The sequence below is a fragment of the Peribacillus simplex genome, from assembly GCF_001542915.1.
Lineage (GTDB): Bacteria > Bacillota > Bacilli > Bacillales > DSM-1321 > Peribacillus > Peribacillus simplex_B.
This window is the reverse complement of sequence record NZ_LNNH01000032.1, coordinates 46,885-63,387: the sequence shown is the minus strand read 5'-3', so window position 1 is coordinate 63,387 and position 16,503 is coordinate 46,885. Positions and strand designations below refer to the sequence as shown.

Annotated in this window: 17 protein-coding genes; 12 read left to right on the top strand and 5 right to left on the bottom strand. The window is 42.3% G+C overall.

Going from position 1 to position 16,503, the window contains the following annotated elements:
- Positions 1–654 precede the first annotated feature (654 nt).
- Positions 655–909, top strand: coding sequence for a GlsB/YeaQ/YmgE family stress response membrane protein (locus AS888_RS16575; RefSeq protein ID WP_180319977.1), 255 nt, complete (start codon positions 655–657; stop codon positions 907–909).
- Between the two features lie 143 nt (positions 910–1,052).
- Here AS888_RS16575 and AS888_RS16570 read toward each other — a convergent pair whose 3' ends face one another.
- Positions 1,053–1,937, bottom strand: coding sequence for an RluA family pseudouridine synthase (locus tag AS888_RS16570; RefSeq protein WP_061143344.1), 885 nt, complete (start codon positions 1,935–1,937; stop codon positions 1,053–1,055).
- Between the two features lie 262 nt (positions 1,938–2,199).
- Between AS888_RS16570 and AS888_RS16565 the strand changes: the two genes are divergently transcribed.
- The gene (locus AS888_RS16565) at positions 2,200–2,619 is read left to right on the top strand and encodes a DUF5365 family protein (RefSeq protein ID WP_061143258.1); all 420 of its coding nucleotides are present in this window, start codon (positions 2,200–2,202) and stop codon (positions 2,617–2,619) included.
- Positions 2,620–2,688: 69 nt separating this feature from the next.
- On the opposite strand, the gene AS888_RS16560 is transcribed toward AS888_RS16565, so the two are convergent.
- Positions 2,689–3,159: a thioredoxin family protein gene (locus tag AS888_RS16560; RefSeq protein ID WP_061143257.1), complete on the bottom strand. Its 471-nt coding sequence runs from the start codon at positions 3,157–3,159 to the stop codon at positions 2,689–2,691.
- A gap of 567 nt (positions 3,160–3,726) precedes the next feature.
- Between AS888_RS16560 and AS888_RS16555 the strand changes: the two genes are divergently transcribed.
- From AS888_RS16555 to AS888_RS16545, 3 genes are all read left to right on the top strand, one after another.
- Complete coding sequence (locus AS888_RS16555) at positions 3,727–5,274, top strand: bifunctional GNAT family N-acetyltransferase/carbon-nitrogen hydrolase family protein (protein ID WP_061143256.1); 1,548 nt, start codon at positions 3,727–3,729, stop codon at positions 5,272–5,274.
- 150 nt (positions 5,275–5,424) lie between these two features.
- The gene (locus AS888_RS16550) at positions 5,425–7,155 is read left to right on the top strand and encodes a phospho-sugar mutase (protein ID WP_061143255.1); all 1,731 of its coding nucleotides are present in this window, start codon (positions 5,425–5,427) and stop codon (positions 7,153–7,155) included.
- A gap of 444 nt (positions 7,156–7,599) precedes the next feature.
- Positions 7,600–8,127, top strand: a complete 528-nt coding sequence (locus AS888_RS16545; RefSeq protein WP_061143254.1) for an NADPH-dependent FMN reductase — start codon at positions 7,600–7,602, stop codon at positions 8,125–8,127.
- Between the two features lie 128 nt (positions 8,128–8,255).
- On the opposite strand, the gene AS888_RS16540 is transcribed toward AS888_RS16545, so the two are convergent.
- The gene (locus AS888_RS16540; protein ID WP_061143253.1) at positions 8,256–8,498 is read right to left on the bottom strand and encodes a YhdB family protein; all 243 of its coding nucleotides are present in this window, start codon (positions 8,496–8,498) and stop codon (positions 8,256–8,258) included.
- A 137-nt stretch (positions 8,499–8,635) separates the two neighbouring features.
- On the opposite strand from AS888_RS16540, the gene AS888_RS16535 reads away from it, so the two are divergent.
- The 5 genes from AS888_RS16535 (at position 8,636) to AS888_RS16520 (ending at position 13,267) form a co-directional block, all read left to right on the top strand.
- Positions 8,636–9,604: a M14 family zinc carboxypeptidase gene (locus AS888_RS16535; RefSeq protein ID WP_061143252.1), complete on the top strand. Its 969-nt coding sequence runs from the start codon at positions 8,636–8,638 to the stop codon at positions 9,602–9,604.
- A 50-nt stretch (positions 9,605–9,654) separates the two neighbouring features.
- Complete coding sequence (locus AS888_RS16530) at positions 9,655–9,978, top strand: DUF3889 domain-containing protein (protein ID WP_061143251.1); 324 nt, start codon at positions 9,655–9,657, stop codon at positions 9,976–9,978.
- A 222-nt stretch (positions 9,979–10,200) separates the two neighbouring features.
- On the top strand, positions 10,201–11,082 hold the full coding sequence (locus AS888_RS16525; RefSeq protein WP_061143250.1) for a radical SAM/SPASM domain-containing protein: 882 nt from the start codon (positions 10,201–10,203) through the stop codon (positions 11,080–11,082).
- An 841-nt stretch (positions 11,083–11,923) separates the two neighbouring features.
- On the top strand, positions 11,924–12,061 hold the full coding sequence (locus tag AS888_RS25860) for a hypothetical protein (protein WP_155645526.1): 138 nt from the start codon (positions 11,924–11,926) through the stop codon (positions 12,059–12,061).
- Between the two features lie 66 nt (positions 12,062–12,127).
- The gene (locus AS888_RS16520) at positions 12,128–13,267 is read left to right on the top strand and encodes a M20 peptidase aminoacylase family protein (protein ID WP_061143343.1); all 1,140 of its coding nucleotides are present in this window, start codon (positions 12,128–12,130) and stop codon (positions 13,265–13,267) included.
- A 123-nt stretch (positions 13,268–13,390) separates the two neighbouring features.
- Here the strand turns inward: AS888_RS16520 and AS888_RS16515 are convergent, their stop codons facing one another.
- Positions 13,391–13,591 carry a hypothetical protein gene (locus AS888_RS16515; RefSeq protein WP_061143249.1) on the bottom strand — a complete coding sequence of 67 codons (201 nt, stop codon included), beginning with the start codon at positions 13,589–13,591 and terminating at the stop codon, positions 13,391–13,393.
- A 106-nt stretch (positions 13,592–13,697) separates the two neighbouring features.
- On the opposite strand from AS888_RS16515, the gene AS888_RS16510 reads away from it, so the two are divergent.
- Positions 13,698–13,934 carry a hypothetical protein gene (locus AS888_RS16510; RefSeq protein WP_061143248.1) on the top strand — a complete coding sequence of 79 codons (237 nt, stop codon included), beginning with the start codon at positions 13,698–13,700 and terminating at the stop codon, positions 13,932–13,934.
- A gap of 194 nt (positions 13,935–14,128) precedes the next feature.
- The gene (locus AS888_RS16505) at positions 14,129–15,544 is read left to right on the top strand and encodes a SpoVR family protein (protein ID WP_061143247.1); all 1,416 of its coding nucleotides are present in this window, start codon (positions 14,129–14,131) and stop codon (positions 15,542–15,544) included.
- Positions 15,545–15,917: 373 nt separating this feature from the next.
- On the opposite strand, the gene AS888_RS16500 is transcribed toward AS888_RS16505, so the two are convergent.
- Positions 15,918–16,427 (bottom strand): RrF2 family transcriptional regulator, encoded by a 510-nt coding sequence (locus AS888_RS16500; protein ID WP_061143246.1) that lies wholly within the window; start codon positions 16,425–16,427, stop codon positions 15,918–15,920.
- Positions 16,428–16,503: the final 76 nt, after the last annotated feature.

The following is a 16,503-nucleotide window of genomic DNA, read 5'->3' as shown; positions in this document are numbered from 1 at the left end:
TGGGTTCCCTTACCTGACTGCAGACAAACTCGAGAATAATGGGGTTTGTCTGCAGTTTTTTTAGGTTTTAGCAGGTCATTACATTCGAATTGGAACTCCGGAATTTCAAAGGCCCACAGTATTTGTATCTTGGACTTTGAACGTTCGTATCACTGCAGGCACTTGAATATCCAGGAGCCAGGCGGGAGAAGGCTCCCAAAACGTCTATGTCGGAAAGGGAGGGTTATCCCAAAAGATAGGGCCTTCTCTTTCTTTTATGTAGGGACATATTTGAGGCAGTTCCTGCTTATACTAATTATGTGACAGAATTAAGCGTAATATATACCCGTTCATTCCTTCTAATAACCTTGTTTTTATTGCCAAATATATTTTAAAGAAATTAGGTTTTAGATTATAGAAACGGGGAAAATAATGAGTACAGCGGCAAACAAAAAGAAAACACACTAACATCGAGGAGCGCCAATCAGTTCCGCAGGGCTTAGCTAGCTAACTTTACCCACTAATTTAAAACAGTCGCATTCATTAAAGAGTGTGCAAAATTGGCATCATACCATTTGAGTGTAAAGGTAAAGAACTGGATGGGCAGGACTTAACGTAAAGAGATTTCTTGAGTCTGCTGGAAAAAAACAACTAATTTGAAGGAGGAAATATATTATGGGATTTTTATGGTCATTAATTATCGGAGGTATCATTGGTTGGTTAGCAGGTATGATCGTTGGACGTGACGTACCATTTGGAATTATCGGTAACATCATTGCAGGTTTTGTAGGGGCTTGGTTAGGTTCATTAATTCTTGGAACTTGGGGACCTTCAGTAGCGGACTTCGCTATCATTCCAGCATTGATTGGTGCAATCGTATTTGTCTTCATCTTAAGCCTTATCTTAAAAGGCATGAGAAAAGCTTCATAATATAAAAAATAAAGCTGGCCCAAGCGGCCAGCTATTTTTTTGTCCATTTATAATGAAAAGTCTTTGCTAAGGTAAGGGTATTGCTCGCACGCTTAGATGAATGGGCTGAAAACCGTTTCGTGGTGGAACGGTTTTTTTGTCCATTAAAGGTTCCTTCCATCAAATATTTCAGGTTTATCCAAGAATGGCGCTTCTATTGCCATTTTCTCTTCGGAAATCGGGTGGGTGAATTCGATTTTCCGTGCATGCAGCGCTTGGCGATGAAAAGTTTTTTTGCCGCCATACAATGTATCGCCTGCCAACGGATGATTCAAATGGCTGAAATGAACCCTGATTTGGTGGGTTCGCCCGCTTTCCAAGGTGCAGCTGATAAGTGTCAAGTTACGTTTGGAATCGTGATTGAGAACCCGGTAATGGGTGAGGGCAGTCTGGCCGGTCGGTGACACTCTGCGTCTCGTTGCATGATGTCGGTCCCGGCCAATTTTCTCATTGATTTTTCCTTCCTTCTTATGAAGGGTTCCCTCGACTAAAGCTACATACGTCCGTTTGATTTCCCTTTCTTCCAACATTCTATCAAGCATTGACCCGATCAGGCGGTTTTTGGCAAAAAGGACTGCTCCTGTCGTATCTTTATCAAGCCTATGTATATGCTTGATCATACAGGTCTGACCGGTTTGTTGAAGATAGTAGGCCACTCCATTGATGAGAGAATGGCTATCACCAGGCTGAGATGGGTGGGTATCGATGCCAGCCGGTTTATTGGCTACCAGCAACCATTCATCCTCATATAAAATCGGAATGTCTAAGTTAGTCGCTTGAACGGTTTCATTTTCAGCAGCATCCATTAATGGGATGCTGAGCAAATCTCCTTGCTGTAGAATGGTGGACCATATGGCAGTCCTGCCGTTCAGCATTACTTCTTTACTCATTCTCCATTCATGAACCAGCTTCTTTGGGGCCTTCCATCGTTCCTTAAAGAGTTTTTCCAGCGATAGCCCATTCCAATTTCCCAGAACATTAATGAACATACTTGGATTTTTTGTATTAAAATCTTCCATGGCGATTCCTACTTTCGGCTTATTTGGTTGAGGTTAAATGAAAAATGAATATAATAATTACAGGTGAAATATAAAAAAAGTAACAAAGGACCTATTGTCAAGATTGCGGTGGTGGAAATTACCACATATTTTTTACAATTTTTATGTTATTCTATGGGGAAAGAAATCGCTCGTCCTAGAATATACATATATTAGATAGGTCTAACGGATCTGAAAAAAGGTGGTTTTTTTATTGAAGACGGTCTTTTCTTCAACAGAAGAACAAGAACAAGAAATAGCGAGTCTCGTTTCGAGATTCTACGAAACTGTATTTCCAAAATACTTTACCGAAAGTGAAATTCTTCATTTTCGGAAGATAGGCGTTTTAGAGCGCAATCGCAGCAGCAGTAGGTTTACCTATTTGGGAACCTTAAGGGATGCTTTTCAAGTAATGACCTGCCTCCAGGTACTCCTATCCATATTGGGCAAACAGCAGGCAGAAGAATGGAATGATCCCGATTCGGCGGAATTGTTCCAACATAACATAACGTTATTAAATGAATACGGAATCTTTTTCCCTTTTTATTATGACCATTTTTCAAATATGAACCAAGAAGCGAGTAATGATTTGCAAATGATGGATGCCCATGTGGCGAATCAATATTTAGTATAAGCCCAAAAAAATGAGCAGGCTATAACGGGAGAAGCATTTTCCGTCGGGGCCGGCTCATTTTCTTCATTATTAATTAATGTCGTTGTCTTCGAACCACTTCTTGAAGGTTTCCTCTTCTTTAAATCCAACGATCCGTTCTTGTTCCTGTCCATTTTTATAATGGACGATGGTCGGGGTATCCTTGATGCCATAATCGCTCCATCCTTGCTCAAATTCCAAAAGATTATATTGAACAAGATCGATGCCCAGTTTTTCCGCCAACGGCGCTACGATCGGAGTGGTCTTTTCACTATAACCGTTTTTAGGGCTGTAGTAATAAACAGTCACGTCTTTATTGTCTTGGAGGTCTTGCTCCAATTCCTGGGGCAGTATCAAGTTCTGATAATTGGGATCATTCAGCTGATCGACAGTGGCCGGGTCAAGTTTATCCTTGCCGTAGGGATTTCCTTTTGATTTTTCTTCTTTTTTCATAGTGGTCAAAACGCCCATCATGACAAATAAAGCTACGATTATCACTAAAATAATAGCCATTTTCTTCATTAAGCTGCAACCTCCTTGGATCTTGTCCAGACGATGTAACTGCATATGTGACGAATGCAGCCAAGGCTAGGAACGGGTCGGTAATGAAACCGGACACGTTCATGTATTTTCCTCTGCAGGTACTCCTTCAGCATGCAGAGGTATGGTCAGAAATTAATGATACGTGCAAATCCACGCATCGATTCGAATAACATGATCCAATGATTTTTTCTAATGATTGCAAATTCCTATAAAAGGATACGATGCGCGGAACCAATAAAGTGCATAAAGATCGTTGCACTTTTTTAAAAAAAATGGAAGCTTTGAAACATCACACAGACGGATGCAGCTCAGGCTACGATATACCTGTTTTTTTCACTGCGGTTTGGCTCGTGCCTGGTGCCTCTTCCCCATCTCTTTTTGCCCTCAAGAAAAGTATAGTATGTATGGATGGGGTCTGTAAAATATATATTCTTTTTCGGGGGAGATTAGCCAGGTGAATTTGAGATACATGGATAGGTAAAGTTGTTTTAATTTTTGGATAAGGGGTATAATCCTTATGGAAGAGATTAAAGGAGTTTGAGGAAAATGCCTAATTTGGACCTGCATAAATATGAAAAAATAATGGAAATCCGTAACATGAAACTAGAAGACATAGATGAAATAATCGTTTTGCAATCGAGTTGCTTTCCAGGAATGGTTCCTTGGAAGCGGGAACAGCTAGAGAGTCATTTGGAAATTTTTCCTGAAGGACAATTTGTTGCTGAATATGATGGAAAAGTGATTGGGTCATGCTCGAGCCTCATTATTAATTTTGACGAATATGATGATCGACATACATGGGACGATGTAACGGATAATGGTTATATCACGAATCATAATCCGGACGGGTATAATTTATATGGAATCGAGGTCATGGTCCATCCAAATTTCCGCAGGATGAAAATCGGCCAAAGGCTATATGATTCAAGAAAAGAACTCGTTGCGCAGCTGAACTTGAAAAGCATCATCATCGGCGGCAGGATACCTAATTACCATAAACATGCGGATGAACTTTTACCAAGGGAATATGTGAAAGAAGTACAGTTACATAAAATATATGACCCAGTACTTTCATTCCAGCTGTTAAATGGATTCACGCTCATGAGGATCAATCCGAATTACCTACCGGATGACCTGCAATCGAATAAGTACGCCACGCTCATGGAGTGGAATAATGTCGATTACCAGCCGAAATCCAAACGTTATTATAAAACATCCGAACCTGTAAGGATATGTGTGGTGCAGTACATGCTGCGCAAGATCGATTCCTTTGATGACTTCGCCAATCAAGTCGAGTACTTCACTGACGTAGCTTCGGATGCCAATGCCGATTTCGCGGTATTCCCGGAATTGTTCACCACCCAGCTGATGTCATTCTTGAATGAAAGATCGCCAAGCTTGGCTGTAAGGAAGCTATCCGATTTCACGGAGCAGTATATTGAATTGTTCACCACTCTAGCTGTAAGGTATAACATCAATATCATCGGCGGTTCTCATTTCGTGAAAGAGGACGATGATAACATTTATAATATAGCTTATTTATTCCGTCGTGACGGGACGATCGAAAAGCAATATAAGATTCATATCACACCGAATGAAAAAAAATGGTGGGGAATCAACGCAGGTGACCGCGTTCGTGTCTTCGATACGGATTGCGGGAAAATTGCGATACAAATTTGTTATGATATTGAGTTTCCGGAGCTTGCCCGAATCGCTACCGACATGGGAGCCAAAATCATCTTCACGCCATTTTGTACGGAAGACAGGCAAGGTTATTTGCGCGTTCGCTATTGTGCCCAGGCCCGTGCTGTCGAAAATCAAATTTATACCGTCATTTCCGGAACGGTCGGCAATTTGCCGCAAACGGAAAATATGGATATCCAATATGCCCAATCGGGTATTTTCGCTCCATCGGATTTCGAATTTGCCCGTGATGGCATAGTCGGGGAAACGAGCCCGAACTTGGAGATGGTCCTGATCGGCGATGTCGATCTGGAAATACTACGACGAGAAAGACAGTCGGGGACGGTAAGGCAATTGAAAGATCGCCGCCATGATATATACAAGCTACACTATCAAAAAGGTGAAAAATAAACAGTTAAAGAGCTCGTGATGAGTAGGTACGCTTCGTGTGTTTCCTCTCATTTCGAGCCTTTACTTCATTTATTGGAAAAAATGTGATAATTTTGTATATGTAAGCCGGATACATAACACATAAAAAAGCGTTTGGAGGAGATGTTGGAGATGGACTGGAAGACGTTATACACCAAATGGGCAGGGTACCAGAACTTAAATGGGGAATTACGTGTCCTCCTTGAGGAAATGCAGCGTGATGAAGCGAAGCTGGAAGATGCCTTTTATAAAAACTTGGAGTTTGGGACAGGCGGCATGCGCGGGGAAATCGGAGCTGGAACAAACAGGATGAACCTTTATACGGTTAGGAAGGCTACGGCTGGATTAGCTCAATTCATCACGTCGTTTGGGGATGATGCAAAAGGAAGAGGGGCTGTGATCGCTTATGATTCAAGGCACAAGTCCCCTGAATTTGCGCTTGAAGCAGCTAAAACATTAGGGACATTTGGAGTGAAGGCTTATTTATTCGATGAGCTGCGCCCGACTCCCGAATTATCCTTTGCTGTACGAGAGTTGAATGCATTTGCTGGAATCGTCATCACGGCAAGCCACAATCCGCCTGAATATAATGGATACAAGGTTTATGGTCAAGATGGGGCACAACTGACGCCAGAAGCTGCGGATCAAGTGATCGGCTATGTGAATGGGATTGAAAGTGAGCTTGATATTCAAGTTCAAGAAGTTGAATTCCTAAAAGAGAAGGGCCTTATTGAAATCGTAGGTGAGGAATTGGATGCAGCCTACAATAGGGAGTTGCTGACAGTTCCCGAGAATGCTGAGCTGGCAGAGGAAATTGATGTGTCTATCGTTTTTACGCCGCTTCATGGAACGGCAAATAAATCAGTCAGAAGGGCTCTGCAAAGCTTAGGCTATCAAAATTTACATATCGTGAAGGAGCAGGAACTGCCAGATCCCGATTTTTCGACAGTCAAGTCCCCAAACCCAGAGGAACCAGCTGCATTTGAAATGGCGATCGAGCTCGGAAACAAAGTAGAGGCGGACATATTGATTGCAACGGACCCGGATGCCGACCGATTGGGAATTGCCGTGAAAAACGAATCCGGCCAATATGTTGTCCTTACGGGAAATCAAACTGGCGCCCTTTTCCTTGATTATTTACTTGCCCAGAAAAAAGAAAAAGGGGAGATTCCAGCAAACGGAGTCATCTTGAAAACGATCGTCACCTCGGAAATAGGCAGGGCGATTGCAAAATCCTACGGCCTGCATACAGTTGACGTTCTTACAGGTTTTAAATTCATCGCCGAGAAAATCCAGCAATATAATGAAAGCGGGGAACACAGCTTTTTATTCGGATATGAAGAGTCGTACGGTTATCTGATTAAAGACTTTGCCCGTGATAAAGATGCCATTCAAGCGTCTGTACTCGCTGTAGAGGTTTGTGCTCATTATAAAAAACAAGGGCTCACTCTTTATGAAGGGTTATTGAACGTGTTCGAAAAATATGGCTTTTACCTTGAGGGGCTGCGCTCATTGACGCTGAAGGGAATCGAGGGTTCGAAACAAATTTCTGGAATATTGAATCAATTCCGCCAAAACCCTCCTGCCCAAATTGCCGGCAGCCGAGTAAACACAGTGGAAGATTATCAGAGCAGTAAGAAGGTAACATTGCCTTCAAATGCCGAAGAAGCGATCGAGCTGCCTAAATCCAACGTATTGAAGTATTTTCTTGAAGATGGCACATGGGTATGCCTTCGTCCTTCAGGCACGGAACCGAAAATTAAATTCTATTTTGGCGTTCAAGGTAAGTCAATGTCGGAGGCTGAAACCAAGTTATCGGCAGTGATGACGAATTTCATGAGCCAGATTGAGGCATTAGTTTAAGAAAACACAATGTAATCATTCGGTTATCCTTACAGACTGTAGACTAACTCAAGAACCATGGAGTTTTGTCTATAGTTTTTTTGTGGTTATGTAATTTTTCCAATGTGAGCGAAAATGAACGTTTCATTCCTATTGTCCACAGAGTTGGAGGGTTTGTACATAGAACGTTGCATTCGTCAGCAGGCAACTCCCTTATCCAGAGGAGGCCGGGGAGCCGCCTCGGCCGCTTGCGCCTGCCATAAAAACTGCTTAGCGTAAGACTGAAGGTGAGAATTCGTTTTTTTTGACAGTAAAGGCGAGAAGATGCCGAAAAATATTTAGGAGCTGACATATAATTTCAAGGTAATTCAGCTCCGATTTTTGGTATACTGGATTGGCGAGTGATGGGAGTCAATCGATTATCATCTAACAAGAGAGCGCGTTACAAATGGAGGGGTATATAACATGAAGTTAGTAATCATTAATGGTTCACCACGTAAACAAGGACGTACAGGAATTGCATCACGTTACATATCCAAGAAATACGGAGCGGAACTTATTGACTTAAGCAATAGTGAGATCCCTTTGTATTCTGGTGAAGGTGAGCAATATCAATTGGAAGTGATTCAAGATCTTCGTAAAAGCATCGAGGAAGCGGATGGAGTGATCCTTACCACTCCTGAATATCATGGTTCCATGAGTGGAGCTTTGAAGAACGCTTTGGATTTTTTAAGCAGTGAGCAATTTGCACATAAACCAGTGGCATTACTGGCGGTTTCCGGTGGAGGGAAAGGCGGGATTAACGCCTTGAATTCCGTGAGAACTGTGGGGCGCAGCCTCTATGCCAATGTAATCCCGAAACAATTGGTTCTTGATCCACATTGCTTCGATTATGAAAAAGATGGTTTATTTGAAGAGTCAGCCGTACTGGTAGAAGGCTTACTTGAGGAACTTAAAATGTATGCAACTGCCTATGCGACAATAAAAAAATAATGAGATGAGGGTCAGGTATATGTATACCTGACCCTTCCTTGTTTTTATGGGGTTCACCAGCCAAAGTTTATCCCTAAAAATCCATCTTCTTGTATATATTTTCCCGTTTTGCAAAAACTATAGGTGATTTAGCCTGGAAGTTCACTTAAATAAGCATTTGTTTTTTCTGCTGCATGATCCAAGTAACGAAGCAATGCATAAAGCTGAGATTGAACGATTTGATAATCATGCTCAAATCTGTAGGCGTGTAAAAAATGTTCGATTTTTTTCGAAAGAATATGGTCTTTCGTTCGAACCATCAATATTAACAAGCTGTCCCAATCAGAACGATGTGTGTGAAACAATGCCTGATCATAATCCGCGATCCTCATGTAGTTCTCCCCCTTATTAAGGAGCTATTTGTATTTTGTTCAGTTCCCGATTAACTTCTCCTAACAATAAGTGGCGATGTATTTGGACCGCTGTTGTTGCTTTTTACCTGAATAAAAACAAAGGTGAGTAGGTATCCATGAGAAAAATAATGCTGATTGGAATAGTGTCCCTGCTTTTTTTTCCGAAATCGGCTCTCGCAGAAGCTGTATATTCCCCTGAACGTATGGAGATGGACCTGAAAGCAATCCAGGACCAATATAAATTGGATGTACAAATAATCGGCCAAACGGAAAAAGGGAAAAATATCACGGCAGTCAAGTTAGGAAATGGAAAAAAATCCATTCTGCTTGTTGGATCGCATCATGGCCGCGAATGGCTAAGCTCGAAAATCCTAATTGCAATGCTTGAAAACTATGCAGCCGCCTATCGTGCAGGAAAGCCCATCGAGGGGTACCCTTCCGAATTATTGAATCAAGTCAGCATATGGTTTATCCCGATGCTGAATCCGGATGGCGTCAGCATTCAACAAGGCGATTTATCAAGCTTGAACGTTCTTGAAAAAATATCCGTCTGGAAGATGAACAGGTATAGTACAAATTGGTCACGATGGAAGGCAAATGCCAAAGGAGTCGACTTGAATAGGCAGTATCCGGCTGGATGGAACGAGGTCATAAGCCATGAAACGAAACCAGCTTACCAATTTTTTAAAGGAAAAGAACCCCTACAGGCAGCCGAGGTTAAGGCACTTGTGAAATTCACTGAGGAAATGGACCCTGTTATTGCGGTGTCCTACCATACGTCAGGAAGGGAAATCTTTTGGCATTATCACAATAAACGCGAAAATATGGTGAGGGATTATGGGATTGCCAAAAAAACGGCGGAATTGACTGGGTATGAACTGACCTTCCCCGAAAAAGAAGCGGTAGGCAGCGGTTTTACCGATTGGTTCATCACAAAATTCAATCGTCCCGGTATGACAATCGAGCTTAGTTATTTAGTGGAGGAAACCAATCCACCGGTAACTGTATTTCCCGAGGAATGGGAAAGGAATCGTTCCATTGGAATCATGCTTGTAAAAGAAGCGAGCCAGCTGCATAACAATTGAACAATATTACATAATAATACGTAAGAGTAAGTTACGAGGAGGGAAAAATTTTGAAGAAAGTCATCATGATATTTATCGGAGTTTTTTTGCTTTTCCACACAGGGGCGATTTCAGCAGCAGCTGCCGAAAAGCCCGATTATGAAAAATACGGTAAAATAGCGATTGCCGTTGTCCAGGCGGATTATTCCGAAAATGAGGTTACCGATTATGAATATAAGGGCAGAAAAACAGTAGCGAAGAATTTTGTCGAAGACGATTTCAAATTTTTGGTAGGATCTAATGGAATGGAGTTCAATGTCATCGTGACCGTTCAACACGATTTGCGGAATAAAAAATTGCTTAGTTTAAAGGTCACGGAGCAAAAAGGAAAGTGAGTTCAGATTACGAACAAAAGGGGCAAGCGCTTTGCCGAACATCTTCGTCTGAGAAGATGTTTTTTTTCGCTTCTTTTAGGAATGGGGGAAATGGTCAAACTTTAGATGATAGGATCGTCCATATTCCGCTTCCATGAACTTTTGATTGCTTTTATGAGCTGCATACCAGTATAGTTAGTATGGATTGAAACAATATAGCTTGATTTTAGGGGTATCAATATCATGAGAAAGTTTAAAAAAGTTTATGTGGAAATTACTAATATATGTAACTTGAAGTGTAATTTTTGTCCTAGCTCCAGTTTGCAAAGGACCCTGAAGTTCATGGATCCAGAAGGTTTTACGCATGTCATTGAGAAAATCAAACCACACACCGATCATATTTACTTCCATTTAATGGGGGAGCCATTTTTAAATAAAAATTTGGGTACATTCCTCGACATCAGTGCTGAAAATGATTTGAAGGTGAACATTACAACGAATGGCACTTTGATTCAGAAGGTCAAGGAAAAGCTGCTTTCGAAAAAAGCCCTTCGTCAAATCAATATTTCACTTCATAGCTTTGAAGCGAATGATACAACAAATAGCCTTGACACATATGTCAGTAATATTGCCGACTTCATTAATGAAGCCAATGCGACAAGTGAAGTGATTTGTGCCATCCGTTTATGGAATATGGATACCGATGAGCTAAAAGCGAGTAATGGCCTGAACGACGATATACTTAGCATGTTGGAGGAGAAGCTCTCGTTGGATATACGTCTGAGCGAAGCACTTCAGCAAAAGAATAATATCAAGTTGAAAGATCGGGTTTATATAAATATGGCCGAAAAATTTGAATGGCCGGAATTGGATCGTGACATAATTGACGAGAATATATTCTGCTATGCGTTAAGAGATCAATTGGGAATCTTGGTGGATGGCACGGTTGTACCTTGTTGCTTGGATAGTGAAGGGAAAATCCCCCTTGGCAATATTTTTGAAACGTCACTTGAAGACATCCTGAATGGTGAACGTGCTAGAAATATGTATGATGGCTTTTCCAGAAGATGCGCCGTTGAAGAACTGTGCAAACGGTGCGGCTATGCGAAGCGTCATAAAAAATAAAGCAAAGTAACCCATGGAGCCGGGCTTCGTGGGTCTTTTTAGAGAGCGGATCGTTATATTGTTAATCCTGGATATTGGTATGTCATCAGGCTCTTAAGGTTTAATGGAGCAGTTGCGAGACTCCTGCGGGAGCACCGGGAAACCCCACAGGCGTTCCCCCTCACGATCGCCCTCAGTAAAGCTGAGCATTGGAGGGGAAACCACCAAACCCATTACTTGGTGAATAGCAAATATGCGAAAACAGCCTTTCCTAAACATGCCATGTTAAAATAATCTCGATCGTTGAATGAAGACATGACTTCAAATTTATCGTATTAAAAGTGTAAGATTCATATCATGGTTTGAAAGGGATGTTTTACAGCAAAAGGTGGGGTCTGGCGCAAAACAGTAGCAGAATAGTGGTTAGTGCAATTCAATATATTGGCAGTCACTTCAGCCTAAAAGCTTTTGGCGGAATCGGCGTCCGCTTTTGTTATTCAATCGGGTTAATTGGAGTTGCGGAACCTTAAAACCTTATCCATAATTAGTTATTATATAAGAACAGCAGCTTGAATGAATACCATACTTCCAAACTTGAAGCCGCCAATCAGCCCAACTTCATGGCTCAAGAGATGGGGCGGGATATACGCGGCATGGAATAGACAATACAGAAACTATTCGATGATGATTTCTCCAAAGGGGTCGATAAGTTTGCCATAGCTGATAATCATTTGATTTCTGCACATTGTTCATCATATCGGCAGCGTATTGGTTAACTTTTATGCGCAGGCTTGTTCGGGAGGATTTCCATTTGTATGGACCTGATACGGATGAGGATGATTTGTTTTTTCAAAGGAGTTAAATGACTGAAAATTCCGTCTCATCAGCTCTTTCGTTCCAACGATTGCCGACCTCACCAACGATTCGGCGCCTGGTTCATTTTTCTGTATTGAATAGTTTGGCAGCTGGTGTATCGATTAAAGCTGAGCAACAGTTATGATGCGTTCAACCAAGATGACAATTTCTTTTAAAGTTCCAAACCGATGAGGGAGAGAATGATATGGATATTAAACAAACGATAGAAACATTAAGGCCGCGCATCTTCGGGATATTCGACCATCTGCATGCCCATCCTGAAACGAGTTGGAATGAAGTGAATACGACAGCCTTCATTTCCCATATTTTAAGAGAAAACCACTGTACGGTACAAACCTTCGAAAGCTGTACAGGAGTGGTCGGGGAAATCGGTGCCGGTGCTTTCACGGTTGGGTTGCGCTCGGATATCGATGCACTTTGGCAGGAGGTGGGTGGAGCATTTCAGGCTAATCATTCTTGTGGGCATGATGGGCATATGACCTTGCTGCTTGGGGTGTTCCTCGTGTTGAACGAGATGAACTATAGGCCGGCAGGTAAACTGAGATTGATTTTTCAGCCCGCTGAGGAAAAAGGGACAGGTGCCTTGAAGATGATTGAAGAGAATGTATTGGATGATGTCGATTTCCTTTATGGGGTGCATTTAAGGCCGGTGGAGGAAGTGAAGGACGGGCAGGCGTCGCCAGCCATTGTTCATGGTGCCGCCCAGTTCATGAAAGGCGAAATAATCGGGACGGATGCTCATGGGGCAAGACCGCACCAAGGCCAAAATGCGATTGAAATTGGAGCATCATTCGTCACATTGTTAAACGGCATCCACCTCAACCCATCCATTCCATATTCAGTGAAAATGACGCAGTTCGCTGCTGGCGGTGAAAGCTCCAATATCATTCCTGGAAAAGCCAGTTTCTCATTGGATTTACGGGCTCAAGATAATGAAATGATGAAGCTTCTCACCAAAAAAGTGGGGAAAGTTGCAGAGTCTCTGGCGATTGCTAACGATGTTGACATAAAACTTCAGCCGGTATCTAATGTAGCTGCGGCAATCGTGAACGAACAAGCACAGGAAATAATGGCTGAAGCTATAGCTGATACACTCGGGAAAGAAAATCTGGTGGCACCAGTCGTAACGACCGGAGGGGAGGATTTCCATTTTTACACGCTTAAAAAGCCAGAAATCAAAGCGACAATGCTTGGGTTGGGGTGTGATTTGGCACCTGGGCTCCATCATCCTTATATGACCTTCAACAAAAATGCTTTGCTTTCTGGAATTGAAATCCTGACGAAAGCCATCATTCTTACTTTTGAGAAGTATGGGAAGCCTGAGCTTTGAATGTCAGGTGATTTAAATCTTTAAATCCCAATCATCAATAGCAGATCATGAGGAGATGCAGATGGTTGAAGTCCTTGTATCGGGCATGGATTTGCATTCCTTCGCATCAAACCCTTACCGCGGTTAAAATGGCGGATTTGTAGTGGGCCGGGTCATCGATAAGATGATGACATTTTCTTGTTTCATGCTCCCTGGCTCCGGTGCGATTTTCGAAGACAACCCGGCTTTCCAGGTATAGCCTGAGTTTTTCGTCATGACCGTCCTTACGATTGTAACAATGTTATCCATCATTAGTGCCGTCACACCGCTATTGTTCATCATCATGTTAATTCATTCATGTTATCATTTTTTACGGATAATTCCATATTTATTGAAATCTTATCTTCTTCGAGTAAAGGAAAGACTGTAACCAGAAATTGGCTAAAGGTTCATGGCTATATGCTACATATCATATTATGGCTGGAATGGCCATGCTGGCCGTAAAGGGAGCGACCTTCAGGATAGGAAAGAAGCCGGTATTGGAGGTGTTTTGGGAAATATCGGATTGGGCACCCCGTTTTATATCTCTGTGATCATCGCTAGTCTTGTAGGAACGGTTTATCCAATTACAGGATTTTTAGGTTTTGTAATTATGGCTGGACTAATCATCCCTTGGCACCTTTTCTAAAAAGCCGGTGATTAGGGGATTCCCAAAATAGTGAAATACGGTCTGAAGGATATCATTGCAGCGGTGCAGGGCTAGCATCTTCATCAAAGTGAAGATGTTTTTTTCGTTATCGGTGACCTTTACACATGATCACGGCATTTTTCCTCCTTTTTTTCATACATTAGTGTAAAGGCGGAAGACAAGGGGGATATCGGATGAATGGAGCGGAGCAAAAGGCTCTGGAATATGCCATTAGTGAGATAACAGAAATAGCAACTGGATTCGGATTGGATTTCTACCCGATGCGTTATGAGATTTGTCCTTCGGAAATCATTTATACATTTGGTGCCTATGGGATGCCGACCCGTTTTTCTCACTGGAGCTTTGGAAAACAATTTCATAAGATGAAACTGCAGTATGATTTTGGGTTAAGCAAAATCTATGAACTTGTCATTAACTCTGATCCTTGTTACGCTTTCCTGCTGGACTCCAATTCACTTGTACAGAATAAATTGATTGTTGCCCACGTATTGGCGCATTGTGATTTCTTTAAGAATAATATTCGCTTCAATAATACGAAGAGGGATATGGTCGAAAGCATGTCAGCGACCGCAGAAAGAATTCGGGATTATGAAATCCTGCATGGCAAAAAGGAAGTGGAGACGTTCCTTGATGCACTCTTAGCCATCGAAGAGCACATCGACCCTTCGCTGATGAGACCTAAGCTAGCCTGGTCGATGGAAGACGAGGAAGAGGAAGAAGAGATAAAACCGGCAGCGACTCAATACGATGATTTATGGAACCTGGATAGCAAGGATAAACCGAAGAAATCGAGCATTAAAAAAAGAAAAAAATTCCCGCCGCGGCCTGAAAAGGATATTATGCTTTTCATTGAACAGTACAGCAGGGATCTAGCCGATTGGCAACGGGATATCATGACGATGATGCGGGAAGAGATGCTGTATTTCTGGCCTCAGCTCGAAACGAAAATCATGAACGAGGGCTGGGCCTCCTATTGGCATCAGCGCATCATCCGCGAATTGGATCTATCCTCAGGGGAAGCGATCGAGTTCGCCAAATTGAATGCAGGCGTCGTTCAGCCATCACGCACCAGCATCAACCCTTATTACCTTGGATTGAAAGTGCTTGAGGATATCGAGGAACGCTATGATAATCCAACCGAAGAAATGATCAGGCTGGGCGTCAAGCCTGGATCTGGCCGGGAAAAGATGTTCGAGGTCAGGGAGATCGAATCCGATATTTCCTTTCTCCGGAATTATTTGACGAAGGACCTGGTCATGCGGGAGGATATGTATCTATTCCAAAAGCAGGGCAAAGATTATAAAATCGTCGATAAGGCATGGGAACAGGTCCGCGATCAGCTCGTCAGCATGAGGGTGAACGGCGGATTCCCATATATCACCGTGAATGATGGCGACTACATGCGTAATGGTGAGCTATATTTAAAGCATTGGTTCGAAGGTATAGAGCTGGACCTGAAATACCTCGAGAAAGTCATGCCATATATCCATCAGCTCTGGGGACGCTCCGTGCATATGGAATCAGTGATGGAAGGAAAAGAGGTCCTGTTTTCCTACGATGGAAAAGGGATTCACCGAAAATATTTATAATGCTGAAAAAAACTGCCGGTCATTCGGCAGTTTTTTTGCTTCAAGCTCCATTATAGTCAACTTGGGACATTTTGTTGGAATCAAGGTAATACGTTCTGTCAAGTTCACGTTCCCATACACTCACACAATAAATCCGTTGTTCCGTTTTTCAGGCAACAGCTGTATGCATGTTGATACAATACGCATAACCGTTCATCTGGAAGCCCTACAGCCGGTGCCTGCGGCGATAACAGCTTGGCGATAGATCGCATCTTGCACATCACATGCGCAACAAAGTATGCCAAAAATGCCGTAAAAACCACACACTGACAAATCCAATTAAGTCAATGTGTGGTGTCTTCGTGTGTATAAAGTCGATGACATCGAGAATGGATCATTTGCCCTTAGTGAAATACTCTTTCGTAAAAGAACGAACTTCCTTCGGTAAAAGAATATCCAGTTCAGCCTGTAGCTGAGCAAGTGTCTTCTGACGGAGAAAAGCACGCATTTGCTCTTCCGCTTGTAGCATGGTCAAATTAATGGGACAAGAAAGATTTCCCGAAGGGCAAGAAGAACAGATGGATTCCTCTTTATCCTTGTATGGCAGACCACCCTGTAAAATGTTTTTACATTGAAAAATTGGTTTTACCCCTTCAACCGCTTCGACTACATCCCAAAAAGAAATTTCCTCAGCGGATCTTGCCAACTTATAACCACCTTTGACTCCAGGAACTGAACATACGATGCCTGCCTTAGACAATTTACCAAACACTTTTGAAAGGAACGTTTCCGAAAGTCCCTGAAATTCGGAGAGCTCTTTAATTCCAACACTCGTCTTCTCTGGTACATCAATTAAGTAAACAAGACAGTGCAATGCATATTCGACTCCAACGCCATATGACATAATAACTTCACCTACTTTTCGTTCATAAGATAATCAAATGTATATTAGAAGTAATAGATAGTTTTGTCAATCATGC